The sequence below is a fragment of the Dyella sp. BiH032 genome (assembly GCF_031954525.1).
GTDB lineage: Bacteria > Pseudomonadota > Gammaproteobacteria > Xanthomonadales > Rhodanobacteraceae > Dyella_D.
Genome location: NZ_CP134867.1, coordinates 1,241,504 through 1,258,755, shown reverse-complemented (window position 1 = coordinate 1,258,755; position 17,252 = coordinate 1,241,504). Strand labels below are relative to the sequence as shown.

General features: G+C 68.3%; 13 protein-coding genes. 10 read left to right on the top strand and 3 right to left on the bottom strand.

The window, feature by feature from the left end; translation table 11 throughout:
• The 5 genes from RKE25_RS05470 to phnD all read left to right on the top strand — a co-directional run bounded on the left by RKE25_RS05470 (position 1) and on the right by phnD (position 6,062).
• On the top strand, positions 1-558 hold the full coding sequence (locus tag RKE25_RS05470) for a nucleoside deaminase (protein ID WP_311841247.1): 558 nt from the start codon (positions 1-3) through the stop codon (positions 556-558).
• On the top strand, positions 555-1,271 hold the full coding sequence (locus tag RKE25_RS05465; RefSeq protein WP_311841246.1) for a VTT domain-containing protein: 717 nt from the start codon (positions 555-557) through the stop codon (positions 1,269-1,271). The genes RKE25_RS05470 and RKE25_RS05465 overlap by 4 nt, the downstream gene beginning before the upstream one ends.
• Before the next feature lie 958 nt (positions 1,272-2,229).
• The gene (locus RKE25_RS05460) at positions 2,230-4,077 is read left to right on the top strand and encodes a hybrid sensor histidine kinase/response regulator (protein ID WP_311841245.1); all 1,848 of its coding nucleotides are present in this window, start codon (positions 2,230-2,232) and stop codon (positions 4,075-4,077) included.
• Positions 4,078-4,213: 136 nt separating this feature from the next.
• Entirely contained in the window at positions 4,214-4,882 is a 669-nt protein-coding gene (locus RKE25_RS05455) for a response regulator transcription factor (protein ID WP_311841244.1), read from the top strand.
• A gap of 127 nt (positions 4,883-5,009) precedes the next feature.
• The gene (gene phnD, locus RKE25_RS05450; RefSeq protein ID WP_311841243.1) at positions 5,010-6,062 is read left to right on the top strand and encodes a phosphate/phosphite/phosphonate ABC transporter substrate-binding protein; all 1,053 of its coding nucleotides are present in this window, start codon (positions 5,010-5,012) and stop codon (positions 6,060-6,062) included.
• Positions 6,063-6,649: 587 nt separating this feature from the next.
• Here the strand turns inward: phnD and RKE25_RS05445 are convergent.
• Positions 6,650-7,174, bottom strand: coding sequence for a DUF3617 family protein (locus RKE25_RS05445; RefSeq protein ID WP_311841242.1), 525 nt, complete (start codon positions 7,172-7,174; stop codon positions 6,650-6,652).
• 355 nt (positions 7,175-7,529) lie between these two features.
• Between RKE25_RS05445 and RKE25_RS05440 the strand changes: the two genes are divergently transcribed.
• Positions 7,530-8,930 carry a HAMP domain-containing sensor histidine kinase gene (locus RKE25_RS05440; RefSeq protein WP_311841241.1) on the top strand — a complete coding sequence of 467 codons (1,401 nt, stop codon included), beginning with the start codon at positions 7,530-7,532 and terminating at the stop codon, positions 8,928-8,930.
• Positions 8,931-8,936: 6 nt separating this feature from the next.
• Here the strand turns inward: RKE25_RS05440 and def are convergent, their stop codons facing one another.
• Entirely contained in the window at positions 8,937-9,476 is a 540-nt protein-coding gene (gene def / locus RKE25_RS05435) for a peptide deformylase (protein WP_311841240.1), read from the bottom strand.
• A gap of 65 nt (positions 9,477-9,541) precedes the next feature.
• The gene (locus RKE25_RS05430; RefSeq protein WP_311841239.1) at positions 9,542-10,327 is read right to left on the bottom strand and encodes a DUF4197 domain-containing protein; all 786 of its coding nucleotides are present in this window, start codon (positions 10,325-10,327) and stop codon (positions 9,542-9,544) included.
• 278 nt (positions 10,328-10,605) lie between these two features.
• Here RKE25_RS05430 and RKE25_RS05425 point away from each other — a divergent pair, with 278 nt between their 5' ends.
• The 4 genes from RKE25_RS05425 to RKE25_RS05410 all read left to right on the top strand — a co-directional run bounded on the left by RKE25_RS05425 (position 10,606) and on the right by RKE25_RS05410 (position 17,251).
• Positions 10,606-14,145, top strand: coding sequence for a two-component regulator propeller domain-containing protein (locus tag RKE25_RS05425; protein ID WP_311841238.1), 3,540 nt, complete (start codon positions 10,606-10,608; stop codon positions 14,143-14,145).
• Between the two features lie 177 nt (positions 14,146-14,322).
• Positions 14,323-16,398: a carbon starvation CstA family protein gene (locus RKE25_RS05420; protein ID WP_311841237.1), complete on the top strand. Its 2,076-nt coding sequence runs from the start codon at positions 14,323-14,325 to the stop codon at positions 16,396-16,398.
• Positions 16,399-16,408: 10 nt separating this feature from the next.
• A complete protein-coding gene (locus tag RKE25_RS05415; RefSeq protein ID WP_311841236.1) occupies positions 16,409-16,603 on the top strand; it encodes a YbdD/YjiX family protein in 195 nt (64 codons plus the stop codon).
• A gap of 99 nt (positions 16,604-16,702) precedes the next feature.
• Positions 16,703-17,251: a DUF2127 domain-containing protein gene (locus tag RKE25_RS05410; protein ID WP_311841235.1), complete on the top strand. Its 549-nt coding sequence runs from the start codon at positions 16,703-16,705 to the stop codon at positions 17,249-17,251.
• Position 17,252: the final 1 nt, after the last annotated feature.

Below are 17,252 nucleotides of genomic sequence, written 5' to 3'. Positions count from 1 at the left end.
ATGCTGCCGTTGCAGATTCACCTGACCCTGCCGCCATGGCTGGGCGAACTGGTCGACACCAGCAAGCGCTACCTCACCGACGAGGAACGCGTGGACCTGGCGATCCAGCTGTCCAGCCACAACATCGAACACGGCCTGGGCGGCCCCTTCGGTGCCGCCGTGTTCGACGCGCACGGACGCGTCATCTCGGTCGGCGTCAACCGCGTCGTGCCGCAGACCTGCTCGGTGGCGCACGCCGAGATGATGGCCTACATGGCCGCGCAGCAGCGCATGGCGAGCTTCCGCCTCAACGCCGACGGCGGCCGCTACACGCTCGCCACCAGCGCGCAGCCATGCTGCCAGTGCTACGGCGCCACGGTATGGGCCGGTGTGGACGAGCTGCTGATCGGCGCGCGCGCGGAGGACGTCGAGACGTTGACCGCGTTCGACGAAGGCCCGCTGCCGGCGGATTGGATCGGCGAACTCGAGCGCCGCGGCATCGCCGTGCGCCGCGACATCCTGCGCGACGAGGCACGCGCCGTGCTGGCCGCTTACGGCGCGCGCGGACAAAGCTATTGAGCCGCCTGCGCGCCGCGCTTCCGCTGGTGCTGCTGGTGATCGCCGGCGTTGCCCTGTTCGCTTCCGGCGCGCTCGACCAGCTGCATCCCGAGCAGCTGGTGCAACACCAGGACCAGCTGCGCGCCCAGGTCGCGGACAGTCCCTGGCTCAGCCGCCTCGCCTTCATCGGCCTGCTGACCCTGGCGATGTCCACCGGCGTCCCCGGCACGGTGCTGATCATCATGGCGGGCGGCTTCGTGTTCGGCACACTGGAAGGTACCGCCTACGCTTCGGTCGGCCTCACCCTGGGCACGCTGATCCTGTTCCTTGCCAGCCGCTACGCTTTCGGCACCGGCAGCCGCCATCCACCGGCTTTCGTCGACCGCATCCACCACGGTTTCGAACGCCACCCCGTCGCCTACACGCTGTTCCTCCGCTTCGTTCCCGTCGCCCCCTTCGGCCTGATCACCGTCTGCCTGGCCTGGCTGCGCTGCCCGCTATGGCTGTTCCTCGGCGCGAGCTGGCTCGGCGGCACCGTGTCCCTGATCTTCGAAACCTCCATCGGCGCCGGCCTGGGCGAGGCGCTAGCGCGCACGCATGGACGCTTCGACACATCGATCCTGCTGCAACCCCAGATCCTCCTCTCGCTCGGCTGTATCGCATTGCTGGCGTTGCTGCCGCTGGTGATCGAGCGGGTCTGGCGCGGATTGCGGCAGCGGCGCGGGGTGGAATAGGCGGTTTGCTACCGGCTGCGGCCGGTTGAACGCAGGGGCCCGTGGCTACCTTCAGCGAAGCCTGTCGCGGTAGCTGTCTTCACACGCGTCGCTGCACGAGCTCGCCTGCATAGACGCTATCGCAAGCACCCGCCCCTCATCCCGCCTTCTCCCCGGAGGGGAGAAGGAGAAGTGCGGTACCGCGGCAAGCAAAAACAAGAGCGAGCGAAGCGACGCTCCGAATCCTCTTGATCTCCCGGGTTCCCTTCGCGGCGGTGAGGGCTGGACGATCAGGCCGCCGCAGGCGGGCGGGGACAGGACGTCCCCGCCTTTTCGATCAGGGCATGGATGCCCTGTCGAAAAGCCCGGCCAGCCCTCAACGCACCCGCAGCAGCGAAGGCTGCGGAGGGCGCCGCGCAGGGTGCCCTTTCTCTTGGTTACTTCTTCTCAAGGTCCCCCTTGAGGGGATTGGGCAAACAAAGAAGAAGTAACTCGCTCTCCGGCAGGAGAGCGAAATCCCTCGCCCTCGAGGGCGAGACAAGGCTGGCCATGAGGCCACCACCGAGCGGTGTCGCCACTGGATGACTCGCTGCCCTCGCCCCTTCGGGACCGCCCTCCGGGCGTTCTCCGCGCTACGCGCTCCGGCCGGCCTGCGCCGGCATGACAAACGTGGGAGGGCGACACCAAGACAAGCCCAGTCCAGAATCGCGAGTGATCCCCAACCCACACCCGCACACAACAACCTCACCAAACAACCCCAACCACCACGCCACGCCCAGAAACCCTCCCGCAAGCTCCAAACCACAAAAAACCGCCCACGCCAAAAACCCCCAACCCCTATCCCCTCAAGCCGACTACCTCCCCTCCCCCCATTTCGCGCTAGGCTCACCCACGCCGGCGCCAGACCGCGCCGCATGGGGACCCGCCGATGGGTGCAGGGGCGAACTGGGCGGTACGCTTGTGGAGGCGCACGTCGCTCATGCAGCGGCTGGCCTTCATCGCCCTCGCGCCGACCCTGGTCACCGCCACGCTGCTGGTGGTGATGCTCACCCGCTACCAGCTCAACACCTTGCGCGGCATGGCGCAGAGCACCGCCGATGCGATTGCCACGCAGGCCGCGTCGATCTCGGCCGACGCCATCCGCAACATGCAGCGGCGGGACCTCAAGCGTATCGCCGAATCCATCGCCGACTTGCCGCACGTCGCGCACGTCCAGATCCGCGCCGTCGACGGCGAGATCCTCGCCGACAGCCGCGGCAGCAATGAGCGCAAGCCGGGCGACGTGCTCACCGTCGTGCACGACGTGAAGAACGACGAACGCCCGCTACAACCCGCGCTCGGCTCCGTGCTGATCGACGTGAGCCTGGGCGAGGCCATCGCCGCGCAGCGCGCCAGCCTGCGCAATGCGCTGATCGCGCTCGCGCTGGCCCTGTTCATCGCGGGCGTCGTGGGCTGGCAGGCGGCGCGCTGGATCAGCGCGCCGCTGCGGCGGCTTGCCCGCGCGGTCCATCAGCTCGGCCGGGGCGGCCGGCGCGTGGAGGTGGAGGTCACTGACGAAAACGAGATCGGCGAACTGCAACGCGGCTTCAACAGCGCCGCGGCGGCGCTGTTCGACGTGCAGCGCGGCATGGAGCAGGAGATCGAGCACGCCACGGTGGAACTGGCGCGCAAGAACGCCGCGCTCGAGGCCGCCAGCGTAGCCAAGGCACGCTTTCTGGCCGCCGCGTCGCACGACCTGCGCCAGCCGCTGTATGCGCTGACGCTGTTCTCCTCCTCGCTGGCGGTGGACGAGCGCGATCCGGTCCGGCTCGACCGCATCGCCCACATCCAGGAATGCGTAGAGGCCCTGGACCACCTTTTCAGCGAGCTGCTGGATCTCTCGCGCCTGGAAACCGGCGCGATGCAGATCGAGATCAGCGAGTTCCCGCTCGACCACGTATTCGAGGAAGTCAGCCGCAACTTCCGCATGATCGCCGAGCAGCACGGCCTGCGCCTGGTCATGCGCGCCACGCGCCTGTGGGTGCGCAGCGATCGCACGATGCTGGCGCGCATCCTCAACAACCTCGTAAGCAACGCGCTGCGCTACACGCGCGAAGGCGGCGTGCTGGTGGTGGCGCGCCATCGCCACGACGGCACGGTACGAGTGGACGTATGGGACACCGGCAGCGGCATCGAGCCGGAACACCAGGCGCGCGTCTTCGACGAGTTCTACCGCATCGACCACCACGGCACCGGCGAGCATGATGCCGGCCCGCGGCGAGGGCTCGGCTTGGGTCTGGCCACCGTGCAGCGCCTGGCGGAACTGCTCGATACGCGCGTGCTGCTGAAGTCCACGCCCGGACGCGGCAGCGTATTCAGCTTCCACCTGCCCGAAGTGCCGCCGCAGAACGCGGCGCATCGCGAAGTGGACGAAACGAAGCTCGACGTGTCGGGCATGCGCGTGCTGGTGATCGACGATGAGCCGGCGATTCTCTCCGGCATCCGCTATCTGTTGCGCAGCTGGGGTTGCGACGTGGCCATAGCGGAGGACCGCACCCAGGCACTGGAAGCGATGGAGACCTGGCCCACGCCGCCGGACCTGGTGATCTCGGACCTGCGTCTGCGCGACAACGAAAGCGGGCTGGACGTGCTGGCCGAACTGGACGGCCGTTATACCGACATGGGTTTCGAGCCGTTTCCCCGCCTGCTGATCACCGGCGAGACGCGCAGCGATCGCCTGCGCGCGATCATGGCAGCGCGGATTCCGGTGCTCTACAAACCCGTGTCGCCGGAACAGCTCAGGGAGGCCATGGTGAATCTGCGCGCCATGGCCAGGAACGCTGCCTAGCGCCGGCATGCTTCACGCCGCTATCACCTAGCGCCTAGGCCATATGGGGAAGCCAGCCAGCGGTTGCCGCCGCTCCGGCCTGGCACTAAGGTGCGGCTGACGCCGCGGAGGACGCCGTCGGCGCCAGGGGAGCGATATGCGGATACTGATCGCGGACGACCATCGGTTGATCGTCGAGGGAGTCAAGCTCAAGCTCGCCGAGCTAGGGCCGGACACGGCCTTTGTGGAAGCCTCGGACGTGGACCACCTGCGCCGCGTCATTCATGGCGATCAGGCCCGCGACCTGGACCTGGCCATGATCGACCTGGCGATGCCCGGCGCGGACGGCATCGCCCACCTGACCGAAGTCATCGGCGCGCTGCCGGCGCTGCCGGTGATCGTGCTGTCCGGCTCCGAGGACCCGGCCACCATGAAGGAGCTGCTCGCCAAAGGCGCCCGCGGCTTCATCCCCAAGGCCTATTCGCCCGAAGTGATGCTGTCGGCCGTGCGCCTCGTGCTGTCCGGTGGCACCTACGTGCCGCCCATGATGCTCGACGAACATCACGTGGCCGTGCCGCTCCCGCCGGGCGCCAACGGCAGCGAGAGCGTGCGGGCGCTGGAAGAACGGCTGCGTGCCCTGCTGACGGAACGCCAGATAGACGTGCTGCGCCTGTTGTCGCAAGGCAAGCCGAACAAGCTGATCGCGCGCGACCTGGGCATCAGCGAGGGCACGGTGAAGATCCATCTGGCTGCCATTTTCCGCGCGCTGAACGTGCGCAACCGCGTCGAGGCGGTGGTCGCTTCGCGGCGCATCAGCGGCCTCTGAGCAGACTTTTGCGACGTGCCGTGCGCCGCTTTCGGCGCGCCGGCCTTGGCGTATGCTTGCCCCCATCCGGGATGGAGGACGCATCCCGACGCGGTGACCGCTCACCGACTGCCGGGGGAGAGAAGCGTTGCGCAAGGGAAGGATCGCGGGCTTACGGCATGGCCGGCCCAAACCGGCCACGGCGGCCTTTTTCGCGCGCCTGGCGCTGCTGTTCGCGGGCCTGCTGATCGGCGCGCACGCATGGGCTGCGCCAGCCGCGGCGGAGCGTCCGCTCATCTTCGGCATCCTGCCGATCGGCGGTCCGTCGGAATCGCTGGAGGCCTGGCGGCCTCTGCTGGACGACCTGGAACACACGCTCCACCGCGACGTGCGTCCACTCTCGGTCAGCACCTACGAAGGCCTCGCGCAAGCTTTGGCGGAAGACCGCATCGACCTGGCCTTCGTCTCCGGCCGGCTCGCCCTGGACGCGGTATCGCGCGACCGCATGCGGGTGGTCGCGCAGCTGACCCGCGGCGACGGCTCGCATGGTTACTACTCAGTGCTGCTGGTGGAAAAGAACTCGCCCATCCGCAGCGTGGACGACGTGTTCCGCCAACCGGGCCATTGGCGCTATGCGCGCGGCGAAGCACTCTCCATGTCCGGCTATGTGGTACCCGAGGCACAGCTGTTTGCGGCGCGCAAGCTCGATTCGGACACGTTCTTCGCCAGCGTCATCGTCGACAACCACCAGAACAATGCCCTGGCCGCGGCCAATCGCGAAGCGGACGTGGCCACCAACAACACGGCGGACCTGGAACGCTTCGCCACGCGTTTCCCGGAGCAGTACGCACGTCTTCGCGTCGTGTGGAAGTCGAGCCTGATTCCGCACGCCGTGGTGATCGTACGCACCGATCTGCCGCAGGAACTGCGCGAACGTATCGCGACGTTCTTCACCGGTTATGCGAAGGGCAAGAATGCCGCGGCGGAGCTGGCCAAGCTCAAGCTGATCCATGACATCAGTGGTTTCGCGCCGGCGGGCAACGAGACGCTGGTGCCGTTTGCGGATATGGCCTACACGCTGGAGCGTCGGCGCGCGTTGAGCGCGCAGTGGGTGAATGATGCGGCGCTGCAGGCGCGCCTGAAGAAGTTGGATGGCGATCACGATGCCTTGCTGAAGCACCTGATTTCTTCTCCGCCGTAGGTTGGGGTGGGTTTGCGAACCCCAACGGACGCTAAGGGTCGCCTCGCGCTCCCATCCTCGTCATTCCCGCGTAGGTCGTAACTCAGTGGCGATGTCGCTCGGTTGTCGCCTCATCGCCAGTCGGGTCTAGCCCCTCGCGGGGCGAGGGTTTCGCTCTCCTGCCGGAGAGCGAGTTACTTCTTCTTTGCTTGCCCAATCCCCTCAAGGGGGACCTCGAGAAGAAGCAACCAAGAAGAAAGGGCCCCCTGCGCGGCGCCCTCCGCAGCGTTCGCTGCTGCGGGTGCGTTGAGGGCTGGCCGGGCTTTTCGACAGGGCATCCATGCCCTGATCGAAAAGGCGGGGACGTCCTGCCCCCGCCCCGCTTCGCGGGCCTGATCGTCCAGCCCTCACCGCCGCGAAGGGAACCCGGGAGATCAAGAGCGGCACGGAGCGTTGCTTCGCTCGCTCTTGTTTTTGCTTGCCGCGGTACCGCACTTCTCCTTCTCCCCGCCGGGGAGAAGGCGGGATGAGGGGCCGGTGCTTGCGACAACGCCGCTAAAACAAAGAAGGCCGGCAACGCCGGCCTTCGACGCGGCCAAAGCCCTGCCTTATTTGCCGCCACCCATGTCATTGATATTCACCGTCTGCCCGCCGGGCAGGAGCATGTCGCCGGGTTTCTGGCCTTTGGCGCAAGGGCCGACCCAGCGGCCGCTGCTGTTGACGTCGGCTTCGCTGCGGCCCATCACGGCGGGGTCGTATTTCACGTGGCCGGTGGTCTGGTAGGAGCTGTCGCCCTGGAAGCGGGTTTCGCTGTGGCTGGTCATGGTGACGTTGCCCTGCGGGCCAGGGAGCGAGCAGACGCCGTCGGCGATCACGGCGCCGCCTTTGACGTCGAGCGCGAACTTGCTGCACATCGAGCCGCTCATCTGCGCGCCCATCTGGTACATCGCCTTGTCGGTGGCCTCGTCCAGGCACACCTTCATGGTCTGGGACTGGCCGCCAGCCATGCCCATCTGCATTTCCCACAGGCCGGCCTTGCGCTTGGGCAGGTTGGCGGGAAGATCCACCGCCGCGGCGGAAGCGGCGAAGCAGAGCAGCGACAGCGCGAACAGCGGACGGATACGTACGGACATGGCGAATCTCCCTGAGCCTTGGCGATAAGAACGGCACGGCCTGAACGGGCCGCTGGCCGCGCACGTTAGCCTCAAAACGCGGCCGCGTCATGCGCACGGCGAGGGCTCCGGCGGCGGCGCCGCCGCCATACGCCGAGAAAGCTAGGTCGAACAGCGTATCGAATGGCCCGCCGCGCTCCCCTACAGTGGCTGCAAGCCACGGATCGGCCGACGGCGCCGCCGCGGCGCCGGATCCTCAACCGCTGCCATGACCCGTTCATGCCCACGACTCCAGCCGTGCACCTGCCGCAGTGCCTTGTTCCAGCCCGGCCCAGCGGGCGGCGCGGTCCCCGCCGTCCGGCCGAAGGCTGAGCGCATGGCCCAGAGCGAACCCCTCCTCCGCCGCCTGCTCCTGGATGCCGTGCTGCCCTCCACGCTGGCGGCGCTGCTGCTCGTGACCGCGCTTACCGTCCAGGTGGCCGGCATGCAGGCGGAGCGCACCGACGCCCGTGCCGCGCTGCGCATCGAGCAGCTGGCCGGCGCGCTGGCGGCATCCCCGTCGCAGGGCGCCATCCAGGGTTTCCTGGACGAGTCGCGCCGCGACGGCCTGCTGCGCTATGTCGCCCTGCGCTATCCGTCCGGGCCCGAGTGGAGCAGCGGCAATGCGCACAGCGAGCAGGACACTGGCAATTATCGGCGGGAACTCCCCGGCATCGTAGGCAATCACCCGTGGGTGATCGCGCAGGCCGATCTCGGACCGGTACGCCGCGCGCAGAGCGTCACCTGGTTGCTCGGCGTGTTGTGCGCGAGCGGCGTGCTGTTGCTGGGCTGGCTCGCGCGATGGTCGCTGCGCCGGCACGTGCTGCGCCCGCTCGGCGACATGCGGCGCGCGCTCGACCAAGGGCGCCTGCTCCCGCTTGGCCTGACCGCCTCCACGCGCGAGTTCGCCGAACTGGAACGCGCGCTGGAACATTGCCTGGCCGAGGGCTGGCCGCGCACCTGGCGCACCGCGCGCCAGGACGTCATGCGCCAGCGCCATGCGGCCGCCCGCGGCAAATCGCGCTTCATCGCCCTGGTCAACCATCACCTGCGCCAGCCCCTGCAGGCCTTGCAACTGTTCGCGGCAAACTTCAATCCCGGGCCCGACCCGGACCAGCAGGCACTGCTCGCGCACATGCGCGCGAGCGTCTCGTCGATGACGCGCCTGCTCGAAGCGCTACTGGAGATCTCGCGACTCGACGCCGGCGTGGTCGCGGTCAGGCCGACGGAATTCAGCGCGGCGGAACTGTTCCTGCACGACCGTCCCTGGCTGATGGACGAAGCCTCGCGGCGCGGCGTGACGCTGGCCTGGCACGGCAGCCATCACCGCCTGCACGGCGACGCGGAACTGGCGGCCGGCCTGCTCCTGCAGCTGGCCAGCAACGCCATCGCGAACGCGCCGATGGGGCGCGTGCTGATTGCCGCGCGCCGGCGCGGCCATGCCATCCGCATCGAAGTGCGCGACAACGGCCCGGGCATCCCGGAGGACCGCCAGGAACACATCTTCGAGGAATTCGTGCAGCTGCCGGCCAGCGAAAATCCCCGCCGCGACGGCTACGGCCTGGGCCTCACCATCGGCGACCGCCTGGCGCGCCTGCTCGGCACGCACATCGGCCTGCGCTCGGCACCCGGACGGGGCAGCACGTTCTGGTTCGACCTGCCGGAACCGCCCATCGCCGAGCGCCACGCTCCGCAAGGCCGCCATCGCCCGTGGACCACGTGGCGGCGCGCCGGGTGACGGCGCTTAGTCGTCCGCGCCGGGATCGAGTCCCGGGAACAGCACCTCGGTAAAACCGAACTTGCCGAAGTCGGTAATGCGCGACGGGTAAAGACGGCCGATCAGGTGGTCGCATTCATGCTGCACCACGCGCGCGTGGAAGCCCTCCGCGGTGCGGTCGATCGGCTCGCCCTTCGGATCGACGCCCTGGTAGCGGATGAGCGTGTAGCGGTTCACCGCACCGCGCAGCCCCGGCACCGAGAGACAGCCTTCCCAGCCCTCTTCCATGTCCTGCGACAGCGGCATGATCAGCGGGTTGAGCAGAATGGTGCGCGGCACCGGCGGCGCATCCGGATAGCGGTCCGAACTGTCGAAACCGAAGATCACCAGCTGCAGGTCCACGCCGATTTGCGGCGCGGCCAGGCCGACGCCACCGGCGTGGTGCATGGTGTCGAACATGTCCTGGATCAGTGCGTCCAGCTCGGCGCTGCCGATCATCGCGTCGGGCACCGGCGGCGCCACGCGCAGCAGGCGCGGGTCGCCCATTTTCAGGATGTCGCGGATCATGCTTGCCTCGTGGCGTGTGCGTTGGTTTCTGACTGAGGGCCGCGCCCCGGCTTTGCAAGGCCGCGCTAGCGGCCGAACACCTTTCTCAGGAGATCCGTCGTGCGTGCGGCCGGGTTCTCGCGGATGGATTTTTCCTGATCGGCGATCGTAGTGAACAGTCCGTCGACGGTCTTGCCGGTGACGTAGCCGTCCAGGTCCAGTGCGCTCCCGCCCTTGCCCCCGGCCAACGCGCCCAACGCGCCGCCCAGGGCGCCACCGCCGTTGCCGGCGGCGAAGGCCTTGTACTTCTGCGTGACGCCCACGCTGTCGGTGGCCTGCGCCACGATCGGCCGGATGCGTTCGGCCAGCGCGTCGCCCGCGACACGGCGGAAATAGTCGGTGGCGGCATGGTCGCCGCCGGCGAGGATGCCGCGCGCGTCGTCCAGGGTCATCTTGCGGATGGCGTCGCCGAACAGGTCCGCGACCTGCGGCACGGCCTTCTCCGCCGCGCGATTGAGGCTGAGTTCGAAGGCATCGACCTTCGCGCCCTGCCCCAGCTGGCGCGCCAGCTTGCCGGCCTGCTCCAGCTTGCCCGGCAGGGGGATGCGCACCTTGGCGTTCTTCCAGAAACCGTCGCTGCGGCCCAGGCTGTTGATCGCGTTGGTGGTGCCCTTGGCCAGGGCCTCCTTCAGGCCCGCCGCGATGTCGCTGCCGGGCAGGCCGGCGCCCGGCGCGGCCGAGGCTGGTCCGGCGGCCTGCTGGCGGGCCTGCTTGAGCAGGTCCTTGAGCTGCCCCGCCTGGCCGGCGGCGGGCAGCACAGCCGCGGCCGCGAGCGCGAGGCCGCACAGGCCGCGCTGGAAAAAGATGCGCATGAGGTCTCCATCGATGAACGGCGGGCCCCCTCCCGCCACGGGCGGTCAGCTTAGCCCGGCGGCGGGTCCCCTAAACAAGTACGAGCCGATACGAGAGATACGAATCGGCAGCGGGCCGCGCGATGCGGCATCATCGCGCCCTGCACGGGCGCGCCGGTCGCGCGGCCCGGCGATCCGCCCACCCGCATGCCCTACCGCCCCGGACCCGAGCCCACGCCCGCGCCGCCCGCACGAGCCCCGCGCGTCGCAGAGGCCGGCACCGACCAGGAGAACGTCCGTTGCTTTCCGCCCTGATGCTGCAAGCGTTGCTGGCCGCCGCGACCGCTGCCCCGGCACTTCACCAGGAAAGTGCGCCGGCGCCATGGATCGAGCCGACCTTCCGCAACTACGGCATGGCCGAAGGTCTGCCCAGCAGCAATATCGATGCGCTGGCGCAGGACGGCCAGGGCTACATGTGGATCGCCACCGAATCGGGGCTGGTGCGCTACGACGGCAACCGCTTCCGCGTCTGGCGGCACGACCCGCGCGATCCCCGCTCCCTGTCGGCCATGCCGCTGGCCACCTTGATGGTGGACGCGGAGGGACAGCTGTGGGGCGGCAGCCAGGATGGCCTGGTGCGATACGACCCGACGTCCGAGGACTTCACCCACTGGCGCCACGATCCCAAAGACCCCGCGTCCCCCGGCAGCGACGACGTCACGGCGCTGGCACGCGACGCGAACGGCGCGCTGTGGGTCGGCTATTTCGATGTCGGCCTCGATCGCATGCGCCCGGATGGGCGGGGCCTCGACCACGTCCGGCATGACCCGGCCGATCCCGGCAGCCTGGCTTCGAACACGGTGTACTCCCTGCTGGCGGACCCGGACGGAACGCTCTGGATCGGCACCGGCAAGGGTCTCGATCGGCGCGCGCCCGATGGACACCTTGTGCATATCGCGTTCGAACGCCCCGACGATGCGTTCCGCGCCAAGCCACTGCGCATCTATCGGCTCGTGCGGATCGGCGGGGTGCTCTATATCGGCAGCAACTTCGGGCTGTACGAACTGAAGTCCGGCGCGCCCACCGCCACGCCAGTCGCGCCGGACATACTTCCGCACAAGCTCATCTACGCGGTGGCCGCCGACCAGCAGGAGCGGCTATGGGTCGGCACCAACGATGGCTTGTATATGCGTGACACGGACGGCGTCTACCGCAGCATCGCGCCTCGTTCCCTGCTGCGCCACGGCCTGCCCAGCGGATTCATCACCTACATGCTGCGCGACCATGAGGGCGGCATGTGGATCGGCACGTACAACGGCCTGGCCTATCTTTCGCCGCGATGGACCGACTTCCAGTACCTCACGCATATCCCGGAAAAACCCGACAGCATTGCTCCCGGCAGTTACAGCATGGTCGCCACGGGGGGCGACGATCACCTGTGGATCGCCGGTAGCAACGGCGCTATCGATCGCCTGAACGTGGGCACCGGCAAGGTGCGCCACTTGCCCTTCCAGATTCCGCAGGGACGCAACGCCAACTGCATCGCCGAGGATGCGCGCGGCCGCCTGTGGATCACCTCGGCGAGCGGCAATTTTGTGCTCGATGGCGACAAGGTCACCGAGCTGCAGGCACCGATGGCCGAACGCATCGAGTTCGGCGACGACGGCACGGCCTATTTCCAGGTCGACGATGGCGTATTCGCCTATGACCCGGACACGTTCAAGGCGCGCCCACTTGCCTTCGGCGCCAAGGCCAAGGACATCACGCTCAATGACATGCGCCTGCACGATGGCGCGCTCTGGTTCGCCACCAGCAGGGGCGTGATGCGCTGGGCGCCCGGCGATTCGCAAGCCAGCTTCATCGAGGGCGTGCCGACGGCTGTCTACCGCTTTCTCGAGCTGCGCGACAACCGGCTGTGGCTGGTCGACGACGAGAACCTCCTCGTCTTCCGCTTCGAGGGACAGCGCGCCATACCGGAGGGCACCTATTCGATCTACCGGCAACATCCGTTCAGCGACCTGCTGGGCATGCACGTAGACGGCTTGGGACGCGCCTGGTTCTTCGCGCGCAGCGGCTTGTGGCGCTACGACCGCCGCAGTGGCAACGTGCGGGAATTCGGTGTCGATCAGGGATTGCCGGAAAGCCAGTTCACCAACGTCAATCACGCGTTGATGCCCGGTGGCCGCGTGGCAGCGGCCACCAGCGGCGGCATCGTGATGTTCGTGCCCGAGGCCGTTCCCGAGCTCTCCCGCGAGCCGCGCGTGCGCCTCGAGGACGGCAGCGTGCTTCGCCACGGCAAGCCTCTGCGCCTCGCCGCGGAGGCACAGCCATGGCAGCTCAACTGGAATGACCGCGATCTCACGGTCACCGCCCGCGCGCTGACTTTCCTGGCGCCGGAACGCACGCGCTACCGCTTCCGCCTGGAAGGGCTGGACAACGACTGGGTCGATACCGGTACGCGCGGCGACCGCACCTTCACCCAACTGCCCGGCGGCGACTACGCACTGCACGTGCAGGCCGCGGGCGCCGATGGCGTATGGGGCGAACTGCCGGCGCCGCTGCGCCTCCACGCCGACAGTCCGCCGTGGCTGCGCTGGTGGGCCTGGCTGGCCTATGTCGCCCTGCTGGCCTTGCTGTTCGCGGCGCTGCTCGCCGCCATGCGTCGCCGGCAGGCGCAACGCCACCGGCTGGAGCTGATCACGCAGGAGCACCAGCTCGCGCAGGCCGCGAACCGCGCCAAGACCCAGTTCCTCGCCGAACTCGGCCACGAGATCCGCACGCCCATGACCGGCGTGCTGGGCATGGCCGAGCTGCTGCTGAGCCGTTCGCTGGGTGCGACGGAGCGACGCTATGCGCAGACCATCCGCAATTCCGGCGAAGTGCTGCTCACGCTGGTGAACGATGCGCTGGACCTGGCCCGCATCGAAGCCGGGCGCCTGCAGCTGACACCCGCGCCGTTCGACCCGCGCGCGCTGCTGCGCGACGTCGCCGAACTGCAGCACGCGAAGGCCGCCGCCAAGCATCTCGCCCTGCGCGTATCGGTCGACCCGGCCACGCCTGCGCAGGTCATGGGCGACGCGGTGCGCGTGCGCCAAATCCTGATGAACCTGAGCAACAACGCGCTGAAGTTCACCGAGCGCGGCGAGGTACGACTGGCGTTGGAACGCGAGGGAGACGGCCTGAGTCTGACGGTCAGCGATACCGGTCCCGGCATCGCCCCCGCCGACCAAGCCAAGCTGTTCCAGCACTACCAGCAGCTCGACAGTCCGCAGCGCGGTTCCGGCAGCGGCCTGGGCCTGGCCATCTGCCGCGAGCTGGCCACGCTGATGGGCGGTCGCATCGAGCTCGAATCGGCATCCGGCGAGGGCAGCACGTTCCGCGTCCACCTGCCGTTACCCGAGGTCGCCGTGCCCTTTGTCGAACATGCCGCGTCCGCACCTGCCACCGGCCCGCGCTGGCATCTGCTGTTGCTGGAAGACGACCCGACCGTGGCCGCGGTGATCGCCGGCCTGCTCGAGGTCCAGGGCCACACGGTCGAGCACGTGCCCCATGCGCTGCACGCCATGGAAGCGCTGGCGCGCGACCGCTTCGATGCCGCCCTGGTCGACCTCGATCTGCCGGGCCTGGACGGCTTCCAGTGGGCCGGACTGGTCCGCTCGCGGGAGCACAGTAGCCGCCTGCCGATGATCGCGATCACCGCGCGCTCCGGCGGCGATGAGGAAAGCCGTGCCCGTGCCGCCGGTATGGACGGCTTCCTGCGCAAGCCGCTGCACGGCGAGCAGCTGGCCCAGGCCCTGGCCGCCGTCCTGGCCGGCGCTCCGGCCGAGCCGGTGACCTAGCGGCGAGCGGAGCATGCGGCAGTGCCGCATGCTCCGCTCGCCTGCCCGCGCTAACCGTTCGCTATCCATTCGCCTCAGCTATTCGACCAATGGCTAATGCCCGGGGATGCCCCGCGCCATTGACCCCCGCAACCGCGGGGACGACCCTTGCGGACAAGCGCCAGTGGGAGTCCCTTCATGCATACCGCCGTCACCAAACCTAGCCCAGCGGGAAAAATCCTCTGGACGGCCATCGCCATCGTGGGCGCATGGTGTCTTGGCGTCGTGGCCCTGCGCCGCGGCGAACCGATCAACGCCATCTGGCTGGTCGCCGCGGCGATCGCCGTGTTCGTGATCGGCTATCGCTTCTACAGCAAGTTCATCGCCAACAGCGTGCTGCGGATGGACCCCAGCCGCGCCACGCCCGCCGTGCTGCGCAATGACGGCCTCGACTACGTGCCCACCGACAAGTGGGTGGTGTTCGGGCACCACTTCGCCGCCATCGCCGGCGCCGGCCCGCTGGTCGGCCCCGTGCTGGCCGCACAGATGGGCTACCTGCCAGGCACGCTGTGGATCCTGTTCGGCGTGGTATTCGCCGGCGCGGTGCAGGACTTCATGATCCTGGGCCTTTCGGTGCGCCGCGACGGCCGCTCGCTCGGCAACATGCTGCGCGACGAGCTGGGGCCGGTGGCCGGCGTGGTCGCGATGTTCGGCGTGCTGGTGCTGATGATGATCGTGCTGGCGGTGCTGGCGCTGGTGGTGGTCAAGGCGCTGACGCATAGCCCGTGGGGCACGTTCACCGTGGCCTGCACCATTCCGATCGCGCTGCTGATGGGCGTGTACCTGCGCTGGATCCGTCCGGGCAAGATCCTGGAGGTGTCGATCATCGGGCTGATCCTGCTGCTCGCGTCGATCTGGTTCGGCGCCCACGTCGCCGCTTCGCCGACCTGGTCGGCCGCGTTCGACTTCGATGCCAAGGCGCTGGCCTGGCTGCTGATCGCCTACGGCTTCTGCGCCTCGGTGCTGCCGGTGTGGCTGCTGCTGGCCCCGCGCGACTACCTCAGCACCTTCCTGAAGATCGGCACCATCGCGCTGCTCGCACTGGCGATCTTCCTCGCCGCGCCGGTGCTGCAGATGCCCGCGCTGACCAAGTTCGTCGACGGCACCGGCCCGGTGTTCCAGGGCAACCTGTTCCCCTTCCTGTTCATCACGATCGCCTGCGGTGCGGTATCGGGCTGGCATTCGATCATCGCCTCCGGCACCACGCCCAAGCTGCTCAGCAACGAGGGCGAGGCACGCATGGTCGGCTACGGCGGCATGCTGATGGAGGCCTTCGTCGCGATCATGGCGCTGATCGCCGCGGCATCGCTGCATCCGGGCGTGTACTTCGCGATGAACTCGCCCGGCGCACTGATCGGCACCACCGCGGAAAGCGCGGCCACCGCGATCAGCCAGTGGGGCTTCGTGGTCACGCCGGATGAGCTGCTCAACACCGCCAAGAACATCGGCGAAGGCAGCATCCTCAGCCGCGCGGGCGGCGCGCCGACGCTGGCGGTGGGCATGGCCCAGCTGCTGCACGGAATCATTCCCGGCGAGGGCATGATGGCGTTCTGGTACCACTACGCCATTCTGTTCGAAGCGCTGTTCATCCTCACCACGGTGGACGCGGGTACGCGCGTGGGCCGCTTCATGATCCAGGAGATCGCCGGCCTCATCCACGAACCGCTGAAGCACACCGAATCGTGGGCGGGCAACCTGATCGCCACCGCGATCTGCGTGGGCCTGTGGGGTTATTTCCTCTACCAGGGTGCGGTCGATCCGCTGGGCGGCATCAACACCCTGTGGCCGCTGTTCGGCATCGCCAACCAGATGCTGGCCGCAGTGGCGCTGATGCTGGCGACGGTGGTCACCGTCAAGCTCAAGCGCGAACGTTACGTGTGGGTACCCGGCATCCCGGCGATCTGGCTGGTGGTGTGCACGCTCACGGCGGGCTTCTACAAGCTGGTCGGTCCGATCAGCTTTACCGCCGCGGCGCAGAAGTACGCGCAGGCCGCGGCGGATGGCAAGCTGCTGGCGCCGGCCAAGACTGCGGCGGAGATGCAGCGCATCGTCACCAACAACTACGTCGACGCCGCGCTGACCGCGATCTTCATGCTGCTGGTGGTGACCATGGCCGGCTTCGCCATCAACGCCATCATGAAGGCCTGGCGCGCCAACCGCCCGACCGCGCAGGAGGAACCCTACGTGGCGCTGGACAGCGTACCCACGCATTGAGGGCCATGCCATGAAACCGAGCCTGCAGGCATTCCGGAAATGGGCGGTGCAAACCGCCCGCCTCTGCTGCGGCGTCCCCGACTACGACGTCTATGTGAAGCACCTGCGCGAGCACCATCCCGATCGCCAGGTACCCACCTATGCCGAGTTCTTCCGCGAGCGGCAGGTGGCGCGCTACAAGGGCACGGGCGGCCGCTGCTGCTGAGACCGCCCGCATCCCCCCAAGGCCACGCCCCCGCGTGGCCTTTTTTATGCGCCGGCATTGCCCCCCGCGGCAGCCGGCCCTATGTCAGGCCGGTCCGCCATGAGCGAGAATGACCGCTCCCCATCCCTGCCCACCATGAGCCACCGAGACCACCACCTGACCGAGCCCAGCTCCGCGGTCGAGGCGCAACACAGCGTCGGCCTGCGCGTGATCGCCATCTACAAGGCGGTCAAGACGGTGGGCCTGATCCTGATCGCCATCGCAGCGTTCCGGCTCAACCAGCAGACCAACTTCGAGCACTTCGTGCACTGGCTGGAACACCTGTCCCTCACCGACAGCAACCACCTGCGCTGGCAGCTGGTGAACCTGCTGATGGAACAAGGCCCGAGCAAGTTCGTCGCGGTGGGCATCGTGGCGCTCGGCTACGCGGCAATCTTCGCTACCGAGGGCATCGGCTTGTGGCTGCGCAAGCACTGGGCGGAATGGTTCACCGTCATCGCCACGGGTTCGCTGATCCCGGTCGAGCTGTACGAAACGATCGCCCACTTCACCTGGCTGAAGCTGGTGGTGCTGCTGGGGAACATCGCGATCGTGGTTTACCTGGTGCGCATCGCGCTGCAGCCGCGGCCGAAGAAGCAGGCGGAATAGC